Genomic DNA, 16325 nt, shown 5'->3' with positions numbered 1-16325 from the left:
GAAGCACGTGCACGCGTGGAACGAAGACCGAAGGGGGTTGTCCATGCTTGATACGCGGACGGCGCGGGCAGGCGCCGCCGATGGTGCCGGCCCCGGCGAGGCCCCGTACGGTGCGGGCGACGCCGCCGCTGCCGTCAACGGCGTTCTCGCCGAGCACCTCGCCGCGAGGCTCGTCGAGGCCGGCGAGGTGGACGGCCTGTTCGCCCAGGAGGTGGCGGGCAGGGTCGCCGAGTTCGTCGAGCGAGGGGGAAAACGTCTCCGGACGGCCTTCCTGTGGTGCGGGTGGCGGGCCGCGGGCGGAAGCGGGTCGTCGAGGACCGTGTTCCGTGTCGCGGCGGCGCTGGAGCTCCTCCAGGCGTGTGCGCTCGTACACGACGACCTCATGGACGGGTCTCCCGTGCGGCGAGGCGCACCAGCGGTGCACACCGACTTCGCAGGGGCGCACCGAGCCGGGCGCATGAAGGGTTCACCGGATGCCTACGGCACGGCCGCCGCCGTACTGACGGGCGATCTCGCGCTGGCGTGGGCCGACGACCTGCTCACCGACACGGCGCTCGGCTCGCCGCACGGACGGCAGCTGCACCGTGAGTGGCAGGCGATGCGGACGGAGATGGTGGCCGGCCAGTACCGGGACATCCACGCCCAGGCCGTGGGCTCGTCGGGGATGGACGAGGCCGTGACCGTCGCCACGCTGAAGAGTGCGCTCTACACCGTCGCGCGGCCGCTGGCGTTGGGCGCGTCCCTGGCCGGCGCCGCCCCGGGCGCGCTCGACGCGCTGCGCTCCGCCGGCCGGTGTGCGGGGCTCGCCTTCCAGCTCCGTGACGATCTGCTGGGGGCCTTCGGGAACCCCGCGGTCACGGGCAAGCCCGCCGGCGAGGACCTGCGCGGCCGGAAACTGACGTATCTCCTCGCGGTGGCGACCGAGCTCGCCGCCGCCGCCCACGACGAGGACGCCGTCGACGCGCTGAGGCCCGACGCCGCTGGACCAGGCACCGCCGCCCGCTCCGACGAGGCGATCGGCCGGATGCGCGCGGCGCTGGAGCGCACGGGCGCACGGGCGGTCGTGGAAGCCCGGATCGCCGAGCTGGCCGCCATGAGTGTGAGTCAGTTCGGCGCCACGGGCGCCGATCAACACGTGCGCCGGGAGTTCGCCTCGCTGGTCGAACGCGCGGTGGGCACGGCGCCGGAGCAGGACGGGGAGAGCGTGTGGAAACCGTAGCGGGTCCGACGGACCATGTCGTCGTGGTCGGTGCAGGGTTGTCCGGACTCGCCGCGGCCCTGCACCTCCTGGGGGCCGGCCGGCGGGTGACGGTCGTCGAGCGGGACGCGGTGCCCGGCGGTCGGGCGGGCCGGGTGGAGCTGGGCGGATACCGCGTCGACACGGGGCCCACCGTTCTGACGATGCCGCATCTGGCGGACGATGCCTTCGCGGCCGTCGGCGACAGCCTGCACCGGCGCATGGAACTCATCCCGCTCGATCCTGCCTACCGCGCCCGCTTCGCGGATGGCTCGACACTGGACGTCCACACGGACGGTGACGCCATGGAGGCGGAGGTGCGGCGCTTCGCCGGGCCCTCCGAGGCTGCCGGGTACCGCAGGCTCCGGTCCTGGCTGGAGCGGCTGTACCTGGCGCAGATGCGCCGGTTCATCGATACGAACTTCGACTCGCCCTTCCGACTGCTCCACCCCGACCTGGCCCGGCTGGCGGCACTCGGCGGCTTCGGACGGCTGGACCCCGGGATCAGCAGGTTCCTTTCGGACGCCCGGCTGCGGAGGGTCTTCTCCTTCCAGGCGCTGTACGCGGGGGTGGCGCCGGCCCGGGCCCTCGCCGCGTACGCCGTCATCGCCTACATGGACACGGTGGCGGGCGTCTGGTTCCCCCGGGGCGGTATGCACGCGCTGCCCCGGGCCATGGCGGACGCGGCCGGCGACGCGGGTGCGGCGTTCCGGTGGTCGGCCGAGGTGACCGAACTGGAGCGTTCCGCCGGACGCGTACGCGCCGTGCACCTCTCGACGGGTGAACGGATCGCCTGCGACGCGGTCGTCCTCACGCCCGACCTGCCGGTCGCGCACCGCCTCCTGGGACGCGCTCCCCGGCGCCCGGTACGGCTGAGCCACTCCCCCTCCGCGGTGATCCTCCACGCCGGTACGGACCGCACCTGGCCCGAACTGGCGCACCACACGCTCTCCTTCGGGTCCGCCTGGGAGGGGACGTTCGACGAGCTGACCCGCACCGGACAGCTGATGAGCGACCCCTCGCTGCTGATCACCCGGCCGACGACGCACGATCCGGGACTCGCGCCGGAGGGCAAGCACCTGCACTACGTCCTGGCCCCGTGCCCCAACACCACGACCGGGCCTCCCGCCGCCTCGTGGCACGACCTGGGGCCGCGGTACCGCGACAGTCTGGTGGCCGAGCTCGAACGCCGCGGGCTGCACGGATTCGGGGCGTCCATCGACCGCGAACTACTGGTCACACCGGTGGACTGGACCGCCCAGGGGCATGCGGCGGGCACACCGTTCTCCGTGTCCCACGCCTTCGCCCAGACGGGGCCCTTCCGGCCGCGGAACCTCGTACGCGGCTGGGACAACGTCGTCCTCGCCGGATGCGGGACGACGCCGGGAGTGGGTGTCCCCACGGTCCTCATCAGCGGGAAACTCGCCGCCGCGCGCATCACCGGCCTCAACCGGCCGGCGCGTCTGCACGCGGCCCCCTCGCCACGGACCGTCGTACCGTCCTCGAAAGGCGCCCGCCGATGACCCGACGTGAACTGGACGCAGCCGGCATCACCGAGCCCGGACTGCGCGCCGCCTATACCCGGTGCAGACAGCTCAACTCCCGCCACGGCAGGACGTACTTCCTGGCCACACGTCTACTGCCGGTCGAACGCCGCTGCGCGGTCCACTCCCTGTACGGCTTCGCCCGCTGGGCGGACGACATCGTCGACGACCTCGACCGGCGCGAGACGCCCACGGAACGCGACCGGCTGCTGCTTCTGCTGGAGAGCGACCTCACGCACGCGCTGCGCACGGGCGGCGGGGAGGAGCCGGTGGTGCGGGCCGTGGCGGACACCGCTGAGCGGTACGCCATCGAGCCGGGGCTGTTCGCCGATTTCCTGGCCTCCATGCGCAGCGACCTGAACGTCACCGACTATGCGACGTACGCGGATCTGCGGGCCTACATGCACGGTTCGGCGGCCGTGATCGGGCTCCAGATGCTGCCCGTCCTGGGCACGGTGACGGCCGTCGAGGAGGCGGCACCGCACGCGGCGGCGCTCGGTGTGGCGTTCCAGCTGACCAACTTCCTGCGGGACGTGGGCGAGGACCTGGACCGGGGGCGCGTCTATCTGCCGGCGGACCTGCTCGCCGCCCACGGGGTGGACCGGCCCCTGCTGGAGTGGAGCCGTCGCACCGGTCGCCGTGATCCGCGCATCCGCGCCGCCTTCGTGGCCGCGGACGCGATGACAAGGGACGTGTACCGCTCGGCCGAGCCGGGCATCGGCATGCTCGATCCGCGGGTGCGGCCCTGTATCGGTACGGCGTACACGCTGTACGGGGGCATTCTGGACGCCATCGCCGACGACGACTACGCCGTGCTGCACCACCGGTCGGTGGTCCCGCGCCGGCGCCGGGCGCGTACGGCCGCCGTCGGGCTCCTGCGCATCATGAGCGCGCGGTTCCGCGCCCCGGCGCCGGACCCGGTGACGCCCGCGCACGGCACCGTGCCCCAGAGGGAAGGACTCGTCCGATGAACGACCCAGGAAGCCGGGCGGGCTGGACCTCGCCGCTGCGCGTGCGCAGGGGGGCGGGGTGGGAGGCGCAGGCGCCGACGTGGCAGGAGGCGAAGCCCTCCGTGATCTCCGCCGCCCTCAAGCGGGCCGCCGCGAGGCCGTCGGGGAACTGGTTCGTCGTCGGCTCCTCCCGGGGCATCGTCCGCGGCCGCCCCTACGGCCGCACCGTGAGCGGCGTGGAGGTCGTGCTGTGGCGCGCGGATACGGGTGAGGTACGGGCCGGGCCCGGTGCCTGCCCGCACCTGGGGGCTCCGCTGCGCGAGGGCAGAGTGGTGTGCGGGACGCTCGTGTGCCGCTGGCACGGCCTGGCTCTGGAAGGCGGCCCGTTCGCGGGCTGGGAGCCGTTGCCCGTTCACGACGACGGGGTGCTGGTGTGGGTACGTCTCGACCAGGCGGGCGGCGAGGAGCCGCTGGAGCGCCCGGTCCTGCCGGTGCGGCCCTCACCGGGAGACGCGGTGGACTCGGTCTTCACGGCGGTGGGCCGGTGCGAGCCGGAGGACGTGGTGGCGAACCGGCTCGATCCCTGGCACGGGTCCTGGTTCCATCCGTACTCGTTCGTCGATCTGCGGGTGGTGGACACGCCCCGGGGCGGCCTCGACGACGGGTTCACCGTCGAGGTGTCGTTCCGGGTCGCCGGCCGGCTGGTGGTGCCCGTACGGGCCGTGTTCACCGCACCGGAGCCGCGCACGGTCGTCATGCACATCACCGAGGGCGAAGGGGCGTCCTCGGTCGTGGAGACGCACGCCACTCCCCTGACGCCCAGGGGACACGCACGGCCGCGGACCGCGGTGACCGAAGCGGTCGTCGCCGCCTCGGACCGGCGCGGTTTCGCCCTGGCGCGGGCCACCGCACCGGTCCTGCGACCGCTCATGCGCCGGGCGGCCGGTCGCCTGTGGCGCGACGACCTCGCCTACGCCGAGCGCCGCTGGTCGCTGCGCAGCACCGGCCGCTTCCCCGGCTGAGACGCGGCGCCGCCGGCTGAGACCGCGTCGAGTCCCCGGAGGCTGCGCGGAGTCGTCCGAGACCGCGGAGCCGGCGGACTCGGCCGACCGGGGTGAACCCGGCCGGCACCGGCCCGTTGCGGTGTCAGCCGGGTCCGGTCAGACCGGCGACCGCCCGCAGGATCGCGGAACGGCCCGCTCGGGGCACCGTCCAGAGAACCTGCCCGCGCACACCCCACCCGGCGAGCAGGGCGTTGGCGGCGAGGAAGCCCGTGGTCGCGGCGCGTTCCATCAGTGCGACCGGCAGCGGGCACCGGACCGTGTCGCCCGCTGTCATCACCTGCGGGTGCGGAGTACGTACGGAGGGCCGGTGCGCGTGGCCGCCGACGGGGAACAGAGGGCAGTCGGCCCGCCATTCGTGGCGGTCGTCGACGATCCGGGCGTCGCGTGTCTCCGGGTACACCGTGTACAGGTGGGTGATCAGCGATTCCTGGACCTCCTTCCGCTCGCGCCGGGGGTCGACGGCGTAGGCGTGCAGTTCCACCACCGACCCGCCCGTCCGCCGCGCCCAGCGAGCCGCTTCGCCCTCCCACCGGTCCAGGACGCTGATGTTGTCCAGGCCCTCGTAGCCGCTGGTGCCGAGGAAGCCGGGGCGGTCCGCGCGCACCGGCCGGTCGAGCCAGAGCCGTGAGACGAGGAACGGCGGGGCGGTGCGCAGCCGGGCGATGTCGTCGCGCCAGGCGGTGGTGCCCAACCGGGGTGACGTCGCCACGACACGCCGCAGTCCGGCCACGTCGAGGGCGAGGACCGCCGCCTCGTGGAGCTCGGTTCCGCCGTCCGTCTCCACTTCGACTCCGCCGCCGTCGACCGGCCGGACGCCGTGGACGGCGGTGCCGGTGCGCACATCGGCTCCGAGCCGTTCCAGGTACCCGCCCAGCGGCTCCCACAGGGCCTGGGGGAACGGTTCGCGCGGTACGTCGAAGAGCAGGCCCTCGGACGAGCCGAGGAAGTAGATGTGGAACATCAGCAGCAGTTCGGCGGCGGACAGTTCGCGCGGGTCCGCGAAGAAGCTGCGGGAGAAGACCTCGAACGCCAGATGGTGGGCCGCCTCGGGGAATCCGATCCCGTGCAGGAAGTCCTGGGCGCTGACGCCGTCGAACCGCTCGTAGACCCCGGGCACCCGCACGTCGAGGAGGGGCAGCGCGGCCCGCGGGTCCATGGCGGCCAGGTCGCGCCAGCCGAAGGTGGGGCTGAGAGCGACGAATCCGAGGGCGCTCCAGGGCGGTGTCCTGGGGACGCGGGCGAAGCTGTCGGTGAGACCGCCGCTGTGCCGCAGGGGGTAGTCGGGCAGCGGTACGAGCCCTGTGAGTCCGGGGTCCGTACGGCGCAGCAGGCCGCGCAGGTTGTAGTACTGCCGGAAGAAGGCGTGGAAGCCGCGGCTCATGGTCGCCTCGGAGCCGTCCGCGAGGCGGGTGCGCCATCCGGTCAGCCGGCCGCCCAGCGACTCCTCGCGCTCGTAGAGCGTGACCCGTACACCGCGTTCGGCGAGGGCCGTCGCCGCGGCCAGGCCGGCGATGCCACCGCCGATCACGGCGGTGCGTGGCGCCTCGCCGGTGAAACGGTCCCGTCCGGGGGCGGGCAGGATGACCTCGGCCCTGCGGTCCCGGCCGCGGCGGGTGGTGCCGGGGCGCTGCGGGGCCCTCATGGGGCCACCGGCTTCGCGGGCCGTGGGCCGGTTCCGGCGAGGAAGGTGTGGACGATGCCGGTCTGCCATCCGGCGACCGGGAGGGTGCGTACACCGGCGAATCCGGCCCGGGTGAGCCGGGCGGCGAAGGCGGGGGCCGTGTCGAACGCGAGGACGCTGCGCCGCAGATGGTGGTAGAGCCGCCGGTCGCCGGTGAGCGTGCCCGCGGGGATGATCATTCCTCGGCACACCGCCTCCCACAGCGCGCGGTGGACCGGGGAGCCGCTGAGGCTGTACTCGTGCACCGAGAGGCGTCCGCCCGTCGTCAGCAGAGCGCGGACGTCGGCGAGCACGGCGTCCTGGTGGGTGACATTGCGGAACAGGTAGGCGGCGAAGACCGCGTCGTAGGACTGCGCGTCCTCGGCCGCGAGGAGTTCCTCGGCGGTCAGGTGGAGGAAGCGCACGGTGCCGGGCCATGGCTTGGCGAGCGCGCGTTCCAGCATGCCCGCAGAGGCGTCCACGGCCGTGATGTGCGCGTGCGGGGCGGCCCGGAGCAGCGCCCGGGTCGACGCGCCGGTGCCGCAGCCGAGGTCCAGGACGCGCAGGCCGTTCCCACCGTCGGGCAGCCGGAGCCGGCGGGCTGAGCGGTGCAGGTCGGTGTGGTGGCCGGGGTTGACGGCCGCGATCTGGTCGTAGGTGTGCGCGGCATGGTCGAAGGCGGCGGTGAGGTCGTGGTCCTGTAGCAGCGTCATCAGCGGCTCTCTCCGGATCGGGTGGGGGCGCGGCGGGGCAGGAAGGGAAGTTCGGCAGCGGTGCGGAGCATGGGGAGGACCGGGGTGCGCAGACCGATGCCGAACTCCTCCCACGGCGTGCCGGCACCGTCCAGGAAGCGCAGCAGCCGTTCCATCGGGACGCGGTGGAAGAGGTCGGTGAAGAACCGCGGGCCGTCGATGCGTCCGGTGTCGAGCGCCCGCAGGAGGACCGCGTCCATGGCGAGCGCGCGTCGGCCGTGGGGGCGCGGCACGGTCTCCCCGCCGTCGCGCACGGCGGCGGCGATGGCGCGGCTCTGGCGCTGTACGGCGGCGAAGGTGTAGCCGGTGGCGGGGCGGGTGGCGCCTCCGGCCGCACCGATACGGAAGACGGCGTGCCCGGTCCGGCGCGGGAAGCGGGCGTCGGTCATGGGGATGACGCCCTGCTCCGCGGATTCGACGGTGAGCGGCCCCAGGCGCAGTACGTCGTCGGTGTACTGCCGCAGGGCGCTCTCGTACGCGGCGGTCGTCAGCGGGGTGCGGGAGAACTGGGTGTACTCCACCAGCGCGCGCCGGGAGGTGAGGGGCAGGACGTAGCCGAAGGCGAGGCCGTGGGCGGGCTGCGGTACCCGGAAGTCCATGAGGTCCGCGACGCCGGGGTCGAAGCGCGGGGAGTCCGTGCGGACGAACCAGCCGCGGAAGTGCTGGAGGAGGAGGGTACGGGCCGGTGGCAGCCGGGGCAGGGGGCGGGAGTCGAAGACGTGTCTGCCGTACAGCGTCAGCGTACGTCCGTCGGCGGTGGTGCAGCGGACCTCGGCTCCGCCCGCGACGTCACGCACACTGTGGGCCGTCGCGCGCACGACGCGCGCGGCGGGACAGGCAGCGAGCCGGGAGCGGACCAGTTCCTCGAAGGGTGCGGAGCGCAGCATGCGGTAGCGCAGTGGGGCGGGGTCGGACGTGATGACCCGGCCTTCCGGGCCCCTCACCCGCAGGCGGGTCCAGGACGCGACGACGGCCTCGTCGAACTCGCCCGGCCCGTCGTCCCAGTAGCACCAGGTGCGTTCGGCCGGTCGTAGCGGGCCCTCGGGAGCCTCCACGACCGTCACCGCCGTGGTCCCCGTTCTCGTCAGCCAGTGCGCCAGGCAGAGCCCTGCCGCTCCACCGCCGACTACGACGGCGTCGGACCGTTCCCACTCCCCGGGCACGCGGCGGTTCACCGGGCCCTTCGGCCGGGGGACGGCGTTTCACCGGGGGCGGTCCTCACGGCCAGGACTCGCGTGCCGTCGATCTCCACGCCTCACTCCTGTTTCGCCGGGTCGTTGACGTTCTCGTTTCGGACGTCCGCCCGCACCCGGATGCGCCCGGCGGGAACCTGCCTTGATCGACCGCCTCCCGGGGCGAGTTCCGCGGCCACCACCGGCTGACGGCTCGTCAAGCCGACCACGATCCGGCCGCCGATGCCAGGAACCAGCGCGCACCTCGTCCTCGCGTCGCGCGTCCGTGGACCGGCAAGGGACCGGTACAGCAGGCGGCACACCGGACGGCACAGCGCACGGCTCCGACAGGAGGGCGGACCGGGAGGGGTACCAGCTCTATAGGCTGAACGCGTGGCGAGTACAGGAAAGACACGGGCGGCGGAGTCCGCCGCGAAGGCCGACGGGCAGACGAGCGGGCAGGCCGGCGGGCAGGAGCTCCACGCCTTCGCGGTGCAGCTGCGGCGCATGAACGGCGAGATCAACCGGCTCGCCCACGCCTTCGCGGCCGAGCAGGGGCTGCACGCCACGGACATCCAGGCACTGGCCGCGATCCTGGACTCGGAGACGCCGCTGACCCCGGGCCGTCTGCGCCGGCACCTCGGCCTCACGTCGGGCGCGGTCACCGCCTGCCTGGACCGGCTGGAGAGAGCGGGGCACATCCGCAGGGCGCGGGAGAGCCCGGACCGCCGCGTGGTGCATCTGCACTACCTCCCGGAGGCCAAGTCGGCGGCCCGGAGCACCTTCATGCCCCTCGCCGCCGCCACCGCACGCGCGCAGGAGCGATTCAGCGGTGAAGAGCTCACGACAGTGCTCCGCTTCCTGACCACCTTGAACGAGGAACTGGACCAGCCGCGGCAATAGCGCCGGCCGACTTTGGACGCGGTGCATCCGAACCGTCCTCACCAGGGGAATGAGAAATGGCACGCCTGACCAGGGCTGCCCAAAACTCTCTCAATGATTGAGATAGTCTCCAATCAAGAGATGTCGTCCCCATCCTCACCAGGAGTGCAATGTCCAGCTCCACACGGCTTCTGCGGTGGCTCGTCCCCGTGGTCCTCCTCGTCGCCTGGATCGGAGTCGGCGGAACGCTCGGCCCCTACGCCGGCAAGCTCGGCGAGGTCGCCACCAACGATCAGGCGGCCTTCCTTCCGCAGAACGCCGAGTCCACCCAGGTCATCGAGGCGCAGAAGGCGTTCCGTCAGGACGAGACCCTCCCGGCGATCGTCGTCTGGACCGCCGGGGACGGTGGCGACGTGAGCGCCGGGCAGCGCGCCTCGGCAACCGACGCCCTGGGTTCGCTGGAAGGACTGTCCGGCACCGTGGGCCAGGCGTCCCCGGCCGTCCCGTCCAACGACGGGCAGGCCCTTCAGGGCGTCGTCCAACTGCGCCCGGACCTCGGCGACCAACTCCCCCTCATACTGGAGAAGGTGGGCGAAGCCGCGGAGCAGGTGCCCGGCACGACGGTCCACATCGCCGGGCCGGCGGCAAGCCAGGCCGACCTGTCGGACGCCTTCGCGGGCATCGACGGCCTGCTGCTGGGCGTCGCCCTGGCCACCGTTCTGATCATCCTGCTCCTGGTCTACCGCAGCATCCTGCTGCCGCTCGTCATCATCATCGGCGCCGTCCTCGCACTCGGCCTCGCGTGCGGCGTGGTGTACGCGCTGGCCGAGCGGGACATCGTCCGCGTCGACGGGCAGGTGCAGGGCATCCTCTCCATCCTCGTGATCGGCGCCGCCACCGACTACGCGCTGCTCCTCACCGCGCGCTTCCGCGAAGAACTGGAGCGGCACGGCGACCGGGTGACGGCCATGCGGGCGGCGGTACGCGAATCCGCGGGCCCGATCGTGGCGAGTGCCGCGACCGTCGCCCTCGGTCTGATCGCTCTCCTGCTCAGCGATCTCACCAACAACCGCGCGCTGGGGCCGGTGGGTGCCATCGGCATCGTCTGCGCCGTGCTGAGTTCGCTCACGTTCCTCCCCGCCGCACTGGTTCTGCTCGGCCGCAGCGCGTACTGGCCCGCCCGCCCGAAGCCGGCCGGAGCCACCGGCGGGAACGGCGGACGAGGCGTATGGCCCCGGGTCGCCGCCCTGGTCGACCGTGCCCCGCGCAAGGTCTGGGCCGTCACGCTCGCCGGGCTGCTCGCCTGCGCGGCCTTCGCGCCGACGCTGGAATCGAAGGGGGTCCCGCTCGACGAACTCTTCGTCAACGACGCCCCCTCCGTCACCGCGCAGGCCACCCTGGGCAAGCACTTCCCCGGAGGATCGGGCAACCCGGCCGTCGTCATAGCCGCCGCAGACACGGTCGAGCAGGTGACCGCCGCGGTCGCCGGGACCGAGGGGGTGGCGACCGCGGCTCCGGTCACGGCATCCGGGCGGCCCGGTGGCGGTGCACCGCTGGTGGCCGATGGCAAGGTCCGGATCGACGCGACGCTCCAGGCACCGGCGGACAGTGACGACGCGAAGGAGACGGTCGCCCGGCTACGGGAAGCCGTACACGCGGTTCCCGGCGCCGACGCCCTGGTCGGGGGGTACACCGCCCAGCAGTACGACACCCAGCGGACCGCGGAGCGCGACCGCATGCTGATCGTTCCCGTCGTGCTGGCGATCATCCTGGTCATCCTGGTGGGACTGCTCCGTTCCCTCCTCATGCCGGTTCTGCTGGTGGCCACCGTGGCGCTGAACTTCCTGGCGACCCTGGGAGTGTCCGCGCTCGTCTTCCCGGCGGTCTTCGGCTTCTCCGGCACGGACGCCTCGGTGCCGCTCTACGGATTCGTGTTCCTGGTGGCCCTGGGCGTCGACTACAACATCTTCCTCATGTCGCGGGTCCGGGAGGAGTCGCTGAAGCACGGCACGCGCGAAGGTGTGCTGCGCGGCCTCACAGCGACGGGCGGGGTCATCACCTCGGCCGGTGTCGTGCTGGCCGCCACGTTCGCCGCGCTCGGGGTCATCCCCCTCGCGTTCCTCGTCCAGATCGCGTTCATCGTCGCCTTCGGCGTACTGCTGGACACCCTCGTCGTCAGGTCCCTCCTCGTCCCGGCGCTGGTCAGGGACATCGGCCCGAAGGCGTGGTGGCCCGGGGCCCTGAGCCGCCGCCCGGAACAGGAGCCGGCAGGAGCGCGCGAGCCGTCCTCCCCCGCGTCCTGACCCGAGACCCGAGACCCGGCTCCCTGGCCCCGCACGTGACGCGGGGCCAGGGACGGGACGCGGGGAAGCGTCCGCACGGGTAGACAGGTCACATGCAGACTTTTCTCCCCTTTCCGGACTTCACGGAATCCGCGGCCGTCCTGGACTCCAGGCGGCTCGGCAAGCAACGGGTGGAAGCACTGCAGGTGTTCCGTGGCCTGACCGTGCCCGGGTACGGCTGGCGCAGGCATCCGGCGGTCCGCATGTGGGCGGGGTACGAGGAGGCGCTGGTCCGTTACGGGCTGGACATCTGCGGTGCGTGGACGGCCGAGGGACGGGCGGACACCTGCGCCGCGACCCTGATGCGGGACTTCCTGACCCACCGGCCCGGTGCGACGGTGCGGTCGCAGGCCCGGCTCGGCACGGCGGGGGACCTTCCGCCCTGGCTCGGCACACCCGAGTTCCACCGCAGCCACCAGTCCGCACTGCTCCGCAAGGACCCGGACCACTACCGCGGCCGGTTCCCCGGAGTGCCGGACGACCTCCCGTACGTATGGCCGCCGTCGGACCGGGACCCCGAGCCGGGAGCGCACCCCCGGTGACCGCCGCAGCGGCTTACCGAACTCACTCACAGGTCGACCAATCACCCACCATTTGATCGAAATTCAATCAATCGACAAGGATGCATTGACTCGATCACTGACCGCACATACCTTCTGGCGGCATCCGAACTCCAGAAAGGTGTTGCGTCATGTCCATCGGAGTACCTCTGGGGCGTCATGTGATGGGCCGTGGGTTCATCGCTGTCGCCCTCGCCCTCACCGGCAGCATCGCCCTTGCCGACGTGCCCGCCTCCGCCGCGGGCAGCACCACGTACGTGGACTGCTCGCGGCCGGCCGCCGGTGACGGCAGCCAGACCTCGCCCTTCAACAGCATCGGCCAGGCCAACGCACGGACGTACTCCCCCGGTGACACGCTCGCCTTCGCCGGCGGCACGACCTGCACCGGCTCACTGGCCCCCAAGGGCAGCGGCACCGCCTCCGCCCCCGTCACACTCACCCGTTACGGCACCGGCACCCTGCCCGTGATCGACGGCGGCGGCGCCCCTGACGTCGTCTCGCTGACCAACCAGGACCACTGGCGGATCAGCGACCTCAAGTTGACCAACCCTGATTCCTCCCTCGCCCGTCGCACGGGTCTGCGGATCTCCGCCACCGACGGGACGGCGCACCGCGGTTTCGACATCGGCAACCTCGTCGTCGACCGCGTTGCCGGTCAGACGAGCAAGAACAGCCCGACCACCGAGGACTTCGTCCAGTCCGCCGGGATCGTCACGGGCGCGAGCGGCACGAACTCGACCCTCAACGACGTACACGTCCACCACAACCAGATCAGCAACACCGGTGGTGGGGGCCTCAAGATCCGCGTCGGCGCCATGGCGGTCAAGGGTTCCGGGGTACTGATCGAGCACAACGTCATCAAGGACGTCGGCGGCGACGGCATCATCGCCAGCTACGCCGACGCGCCCATGATCCAGTACAACAACGCCTCCGGCGTCGGCAACGGCGTGTACCCCTTCTCCGGCGGCAACTTCGCCGGCATATGGGTGCTCGGCGACCACAACCCGACCATCCAGAAGAACGCCGTGTACGGCATCACGCGGATGTCCGTGGCCGACAGCCAGGCTTTCGACTGCGACTGGGGCAACACCGGCACCTGCACGATCCAGTACAACTTCAGCCGCGACAACATCGGCGGCTTCTTCCTCGACTGCGACGGGTGCGGCACCATCGGCGGCGCTCGGCAGGTCATCCGCTACAACATCTCCGAGAACGACTGCCGCATGAGCAGCGTCAGCGCCGGCCGGTCCGCGCTGCACATGTACAACAACGTCTTCTACTGCGTGGACAGGAAGTTCAGCATCACGCTCCCCGACGAGAGCGTCGTCGAGAACAACATCTGGGTGGGCACCACCGAATCCCGGCTGCCCACGGGCCCCGGGATCTCCTGGCTGTGGAACGTCTTCCAGGGCGTGCCGAGGCCGACCGCCAACGGCATCGTGGGCGACCCGCACTTCGTGAACCCCGGCACTGGCGGCGACACGATTCACTCCGTCGACGGCTACAAGCTGCGGTCCACGTCCCCCGCCCTGAGCAACGGCTCCGTGATCAGCGGCAACGGAGGCCGCGACTACTGGGCGAACCCGGTGTCCACGACCACGAAGCCGCACCGAGGCGCGTACGGCGGTCCGGGGCTGTAGCACGCGCGAGCGGTCGGGATCGCCGACAGGTTCCGTTCCGACGTGGCAGGGTGCCCCGACTCGTAGCTGCGCCGGCAGACAGAGCCCCCGTTGGTGGCCGGGCATCGGCACGCTGCCTTGCGGTCGCCGGGGCGCGAGACCGATGTCGTACGGAGCACGGACGCGTGGGCGATCGTCCTGGTGGTGACGGGCCGCTGGCTGATCACCGCCTAGGTCTTCGAGCCCGGCGGGGAGATCACCGCACCGGAACGTCGGCAGGCGCTTCTGTACGAGCGAACCGTGCCGGCCGTCGACCTGCGCCGACCCTGGCCGCTGTGGCTCGGCCTGGCGACAGGTGTGGCCGCTCTGACCTGCTGTGCCGTGCAGGGCTTCGCGCACGAGGGCCGGTTGCCTGTGCTGCCCGCGCTGAGCCTGACTGTGGGCACGACGCTGGTGATGGCCAACCGACGGACCACGACGCGTCGCACCTCCGATGAACCCAGGAAGCTGGTCATCAAGGGCCGGTAGCCCGACGGCGTCGTATGCCCGGTTGCAGCCGCCGACAGCGGCCGGGCTGACGCGTTTGCGGCGTTGCCGTGGCCGAGAAAAACGCGTGGACCACCCCGACGCCCGCGCGGGACACTGCGATTCCTGGTCTCCCGCACTCGCGCGGACAGGTCGCCGCCGAGCGCACCGGGGGGGCTCGACGACCACACAGGGTGGGAGTGGGATTGCCTGAAGCGCGTGAGGAATCGCCGGGCAAGGGATCAGTGCTCCTGGCACTGCGGTACTACGGACGGGAGTTGGCCCGGCTGCGATGGCTGACGGCTCCCGCGATGCTGTTGCCGGCACTGGGCAACATCGGCATCCACTACATCGCGCCGCTGATCGTCGCGAAGCTCGTCGGCCACATCGCCGACGACGGCGGCACCGGCCTCGGTTCGATGACGCCCTACGTGCTCGGCTTCGCCGGAGTTCTGCTGCTCGCGGAGGCGCTGTGGCGCATCGGTCTGCACTTCCTGAACCGCCTCGACGCCCGAGGTATCGAGCACCTGTACGTGATCGGCATGGACGAGCTATTCGCCAAGGACGCCACGTTCTTCCATGACAACTTCGCCGGGTCGTTGACCAAACGGGTCCTGAGCTTCGCCTCCCGCTTCGAGGATTGCGTCGACACCCTGACCTTCTCGGTCGTGGGCAGCTTCGTGCCTTTGCTGTTCGGGTCGGTCGTGCTGTGGAGTTACGACCCGCTGCTCGTCGTAGGGCTCCTGGCGATGATCGCGCTGACCGCGCTGTGTGTGATGCCGCTCATCCGACGCCGCCAGGCATTCGTCGACCAGCGTGAGGAGGCGATCGCCCAGGTGTCGGGTCACGTCGCCGACAGCCTGATGAACATGGACACGGTCCGGGCCTTCGGCGCCGAGGAGCGCGAGGCCGCTGAGCACCGGTCCCGTGTCGCGGAGTCACGGCGGCTCACGCTGCGGTCCTGGGACTACGGCAACCTGCGCATCGACACGTTGGTCGCTCCGATGTCCGTGCTGACCAACGTCATGGGTTTGCTGCTCGCCGTCACCCTCGGTGGGGGCGGGCACGGCGTGGAGGCGGTCGTCGTCGCCTTCACGTACTACACCAACGCGACACGCATCATGTTCGAGTTCAATCAGATCTACCGCCGTCTGGAAAGCTCGATAACGGAGGCCGGTCAGTTCACCGAACTGCTGCTGACACAGCCGACGGTGCTCGACCCGGTGGCACCGGAGCCGCTGTCGGCCAAGGCCGCCGATGTCCGCTTCGAGCAGGTGACCTTCGCCCACGCGGGTGGCAAGCCGCTCTTCGAGCGCCTGGACCTCGAGGTGAGAAGCGGCGCGAAGATCGGGCTCGTCGGCCGGTCAGGCGGCGGCAAGACCACACTCAGCCGACTGCTGCTTCGCATGACGGACATCGACGGCGGCCGGATCCTGATCGGTGGCCAGGACATCAGCAAGCTGCGTCAGGCCGATCTGCGCAGTCTGTTCGCCTACGTTCCGCAGGACCCGGCGATGTTCCACCGCACCCTTCGGGACAACATCGCGTTCGCACGGCCGGGCGCCACGAACGCCGAGATCCGCCGGGCCGCCGAGGCCGCTCATGTCACGGAGTTCGCCGACGCGCTGCCGGACGGCTTCGACACCATGGTCGGCGAGCGGGGCGTCAAACTGTCCGGCGGCCAGCGACAGCGGGTCGCCCTCGCCAGGGCGATTCTGCGTGACGCGCCGATCCTGCTCCTCGACGAGGCGACCAGCGCCCTGGACTCCGAGAGCGAAGTCCTCGTCCAGAGGGCGTTGTGGCACCTGATGGAAGGGCGGACGGCTCTGGTCGTGGCGCACCGGCTCAGCACGGTCGCCACCATGGACCGGCTCGTCGTCCTGGACCGCGGACGGATCGTCGAGGAGGGCACACACCAGCAACTGCTCGCGGCGGACGGCTCCTACGCGAAGCTGTGGCAGCACCAGTCGGGCGGTTTCCTGGACGATGCACCCGCGTAGGCCGCCGTCCTCACCGGA

At 71.8% G+C, this 16325-nt stretch carries 13 protein-coding genes; 10 read left to right on the top strand and 3 right to left on the bottom strand.

Annotated features, from left to right (window positions below; translation table 11 throughout):
• Positions 1-43: 43 nt before the first annotated feature.
• Genes ACFWSK_RS01110 through ACFWSK_RS01095 form a run of 4 tightly spaced genes read left to right on the top strand, consistent with a single transcriptional unit; the run spans position 44 to position 4753 of the window.
• Positions 44-1219 carry a polyprenyl synthetase family protein gene (locus ACFWSK_RS01110; protein WP_383780211.1) on the top strand — a complete coding sequence of 392 codons (1176 nt, stop codon included), beginning with the start codon at positions 44-46 and terminating at the stop codon, positions 1217-1219.
• On the top strand, positions 1207-2760 hold the full coding sequence (gene crtI / locus ACFWSK_RS01105) for a phytoene desaturase family protein (RefSeq protein WP_383780207.1): 1554 nt from the start codon (positions 1207-1209) through the stop codon (positions 2758-2760). The genes ACFWSK_RS01110 and crtI overlap by 13 nt, the downstream gene beginning before the upstream one ends.
• Positions 2757-3752 (top strand): phytoene/squalene synthase family protein, encoded by a 996-nt coding sequence (locus ACFWSK_RS01100; RefSeq protein WP_383780205.1) that lies wholly within the window; start codon positions 2757-2759, stop codon positions 3750-3752. The genes crtI and ACFWSK_RS01100 overlap by 4 nt, the downstream gene beginning before the upstream one ends.
• On the top strand, positions 3749-4753 hold the full coding sequence (locus ACFWSK_RS01095; RefSeq protein WP_383780202.1) for a DUF5914 domain-containing protein: 1005 nt from the start codon (positions 3749-3751) through the stop codon (positions 4751-4753). Before ACFWSK_RS01100 ends, ACFWSK_RS01095 begins: the two co-directional genes overlap by 4 nt.
• A gap of 124 nt (positions 4754-4877) precedes the next feature.
• Here the strand turns inward: ACFWSK_RS01095 and ACFWSK_RS01090 are convergent, their stop codons facing one another.
• From ACFWSK_RS01090 to ACFWSK_RS01080, 3 genes are read right to left on the bottom strand one after another with little or no spacing between them, the layout of a single operon-like run.
• Entirely contained in the window at positions 4878-6437 is a 1560-nt protein-coding gene (locus ACFWSK_RS01090; protein WP_383780199.1) for an FAD-dependent oxidoreductase, read from the bottom strand.
• Entirely contained in the window at positions 6434-7168 is a 735-nt protein-coding gene (locus ACFWSK_RS01085) for a class I SAM-dependent methyltransferase (RefSeq protein WP_383780196.1), read from the bottom strand. The genes ACFWSK_RS01090 and ACFWSK_RS01085 overlap by 4 nt, the downstream gene beginning before the upstream one ends.
• Positions 7168-8382 (bottom strand): lycopene cyclase family protein, encoded by a 1215-nt coding sequence (locus ACFWSK_RS01080; protein WP_383780193.1) that lies wholly within the window; start codon positions 8380-8382, stop codon positions 7168-7170. Before ACFWSK_RS01080 ends, ACFWSK_RS01085 begins: the two co-directional genes overlap by 1 nt.
• Positions 8383-8772: 390 nt before the next feature.
• Between ACFWSK_RS01080 and ACFWSK_RS01075 the strand changes: the two genes are divergently transcribed.
• The 6 genes from ACFWSK_RS01075 to ACFWSK_RS01050 all read left to right on the top strand — a co-directional run bounded on the left by ACFWSK_RS01075 (position 8773) and on the right by ACFWSK_RS01050 (position 16307).
• The gene (locus tag ACFWSK_RS01075) at positions 8773-9282 is read left to right on the top strand and encodes a MarR family winged helix-turn-helix transcriptional regulator (RefSeq protein WP_383780191.1); all 510 of its coding nucleotides are present in this window, start codon (positions 8773-8775) and stop codon (positions 9280-9282) included.
• Positions 9283-9431: 149 nt separating this feature from the next.
• Entirely contained in the window at positions 9432-11564 is a 2133-nt protein-coding gene (locus ACFWSK_RS01070; protein WP_383780188.1) for an MMPL family transporter, read from the top strand.
• A 92-nt stretch (positions 11565-11656) separates the two neighbouring features.
• Entirely contained in the window at positions 11657-12145 is a 489-nt protein-coding gene (locus ACFWSK_RS01065) for an MSMEG_6728 family protein (RefSeq protein WP_383780186.1), read from the top strand.
• A gap of 149 nt (positions 12146-12294) precedes the next feature.
• A complete protein-coding gene (locus ACFWSK_RS01060; protein ID WP_383780184.1) occupies positions 12295-13803 on the top strand; it encodes a right-handed parallel beta-helix repeat-containing protein in 1509 nt (502 codons plus the stop codon).
• Between the two features lie 279 nt (positions 13804-14082).
• Positions 14083-14310 (top strand): hypothetical protein, encoded by a 228-nt coding sequence (locus ACFWSK_RS01055; protein WP_383780182.1) that lies wholly within the window; start codon positions 14083-14085, stop codon positions 14308-14310.
• A gap of 242 nt (positions 14311-14552) precedes the next feature.
• Entirely contained in the window at positions 14553-16307 is a 1755-nt protein-coding gene (locus ACFWSK_RS01050) for an ABC transporter ATP-binding protein (protein ID WP_383780780.1), read from the top strand.
• Positions 16308-16325 lie beyond the last annotated feature (18 nt).

The organism is Streptomyces sp. NPDC058620 (assembly GCF_042717135.1).
In the GTDB taxonomy this organism is placed as follows: Bacteria; Actinomycetota; Actinomycetes; order Streptomycetales; family Streptomycetaceae; genus Streptomyces.
Note: the sequence above shows the minus strand (reverse complement) of the source record. Positions and strands in the feature narration are given on the sequence as shown.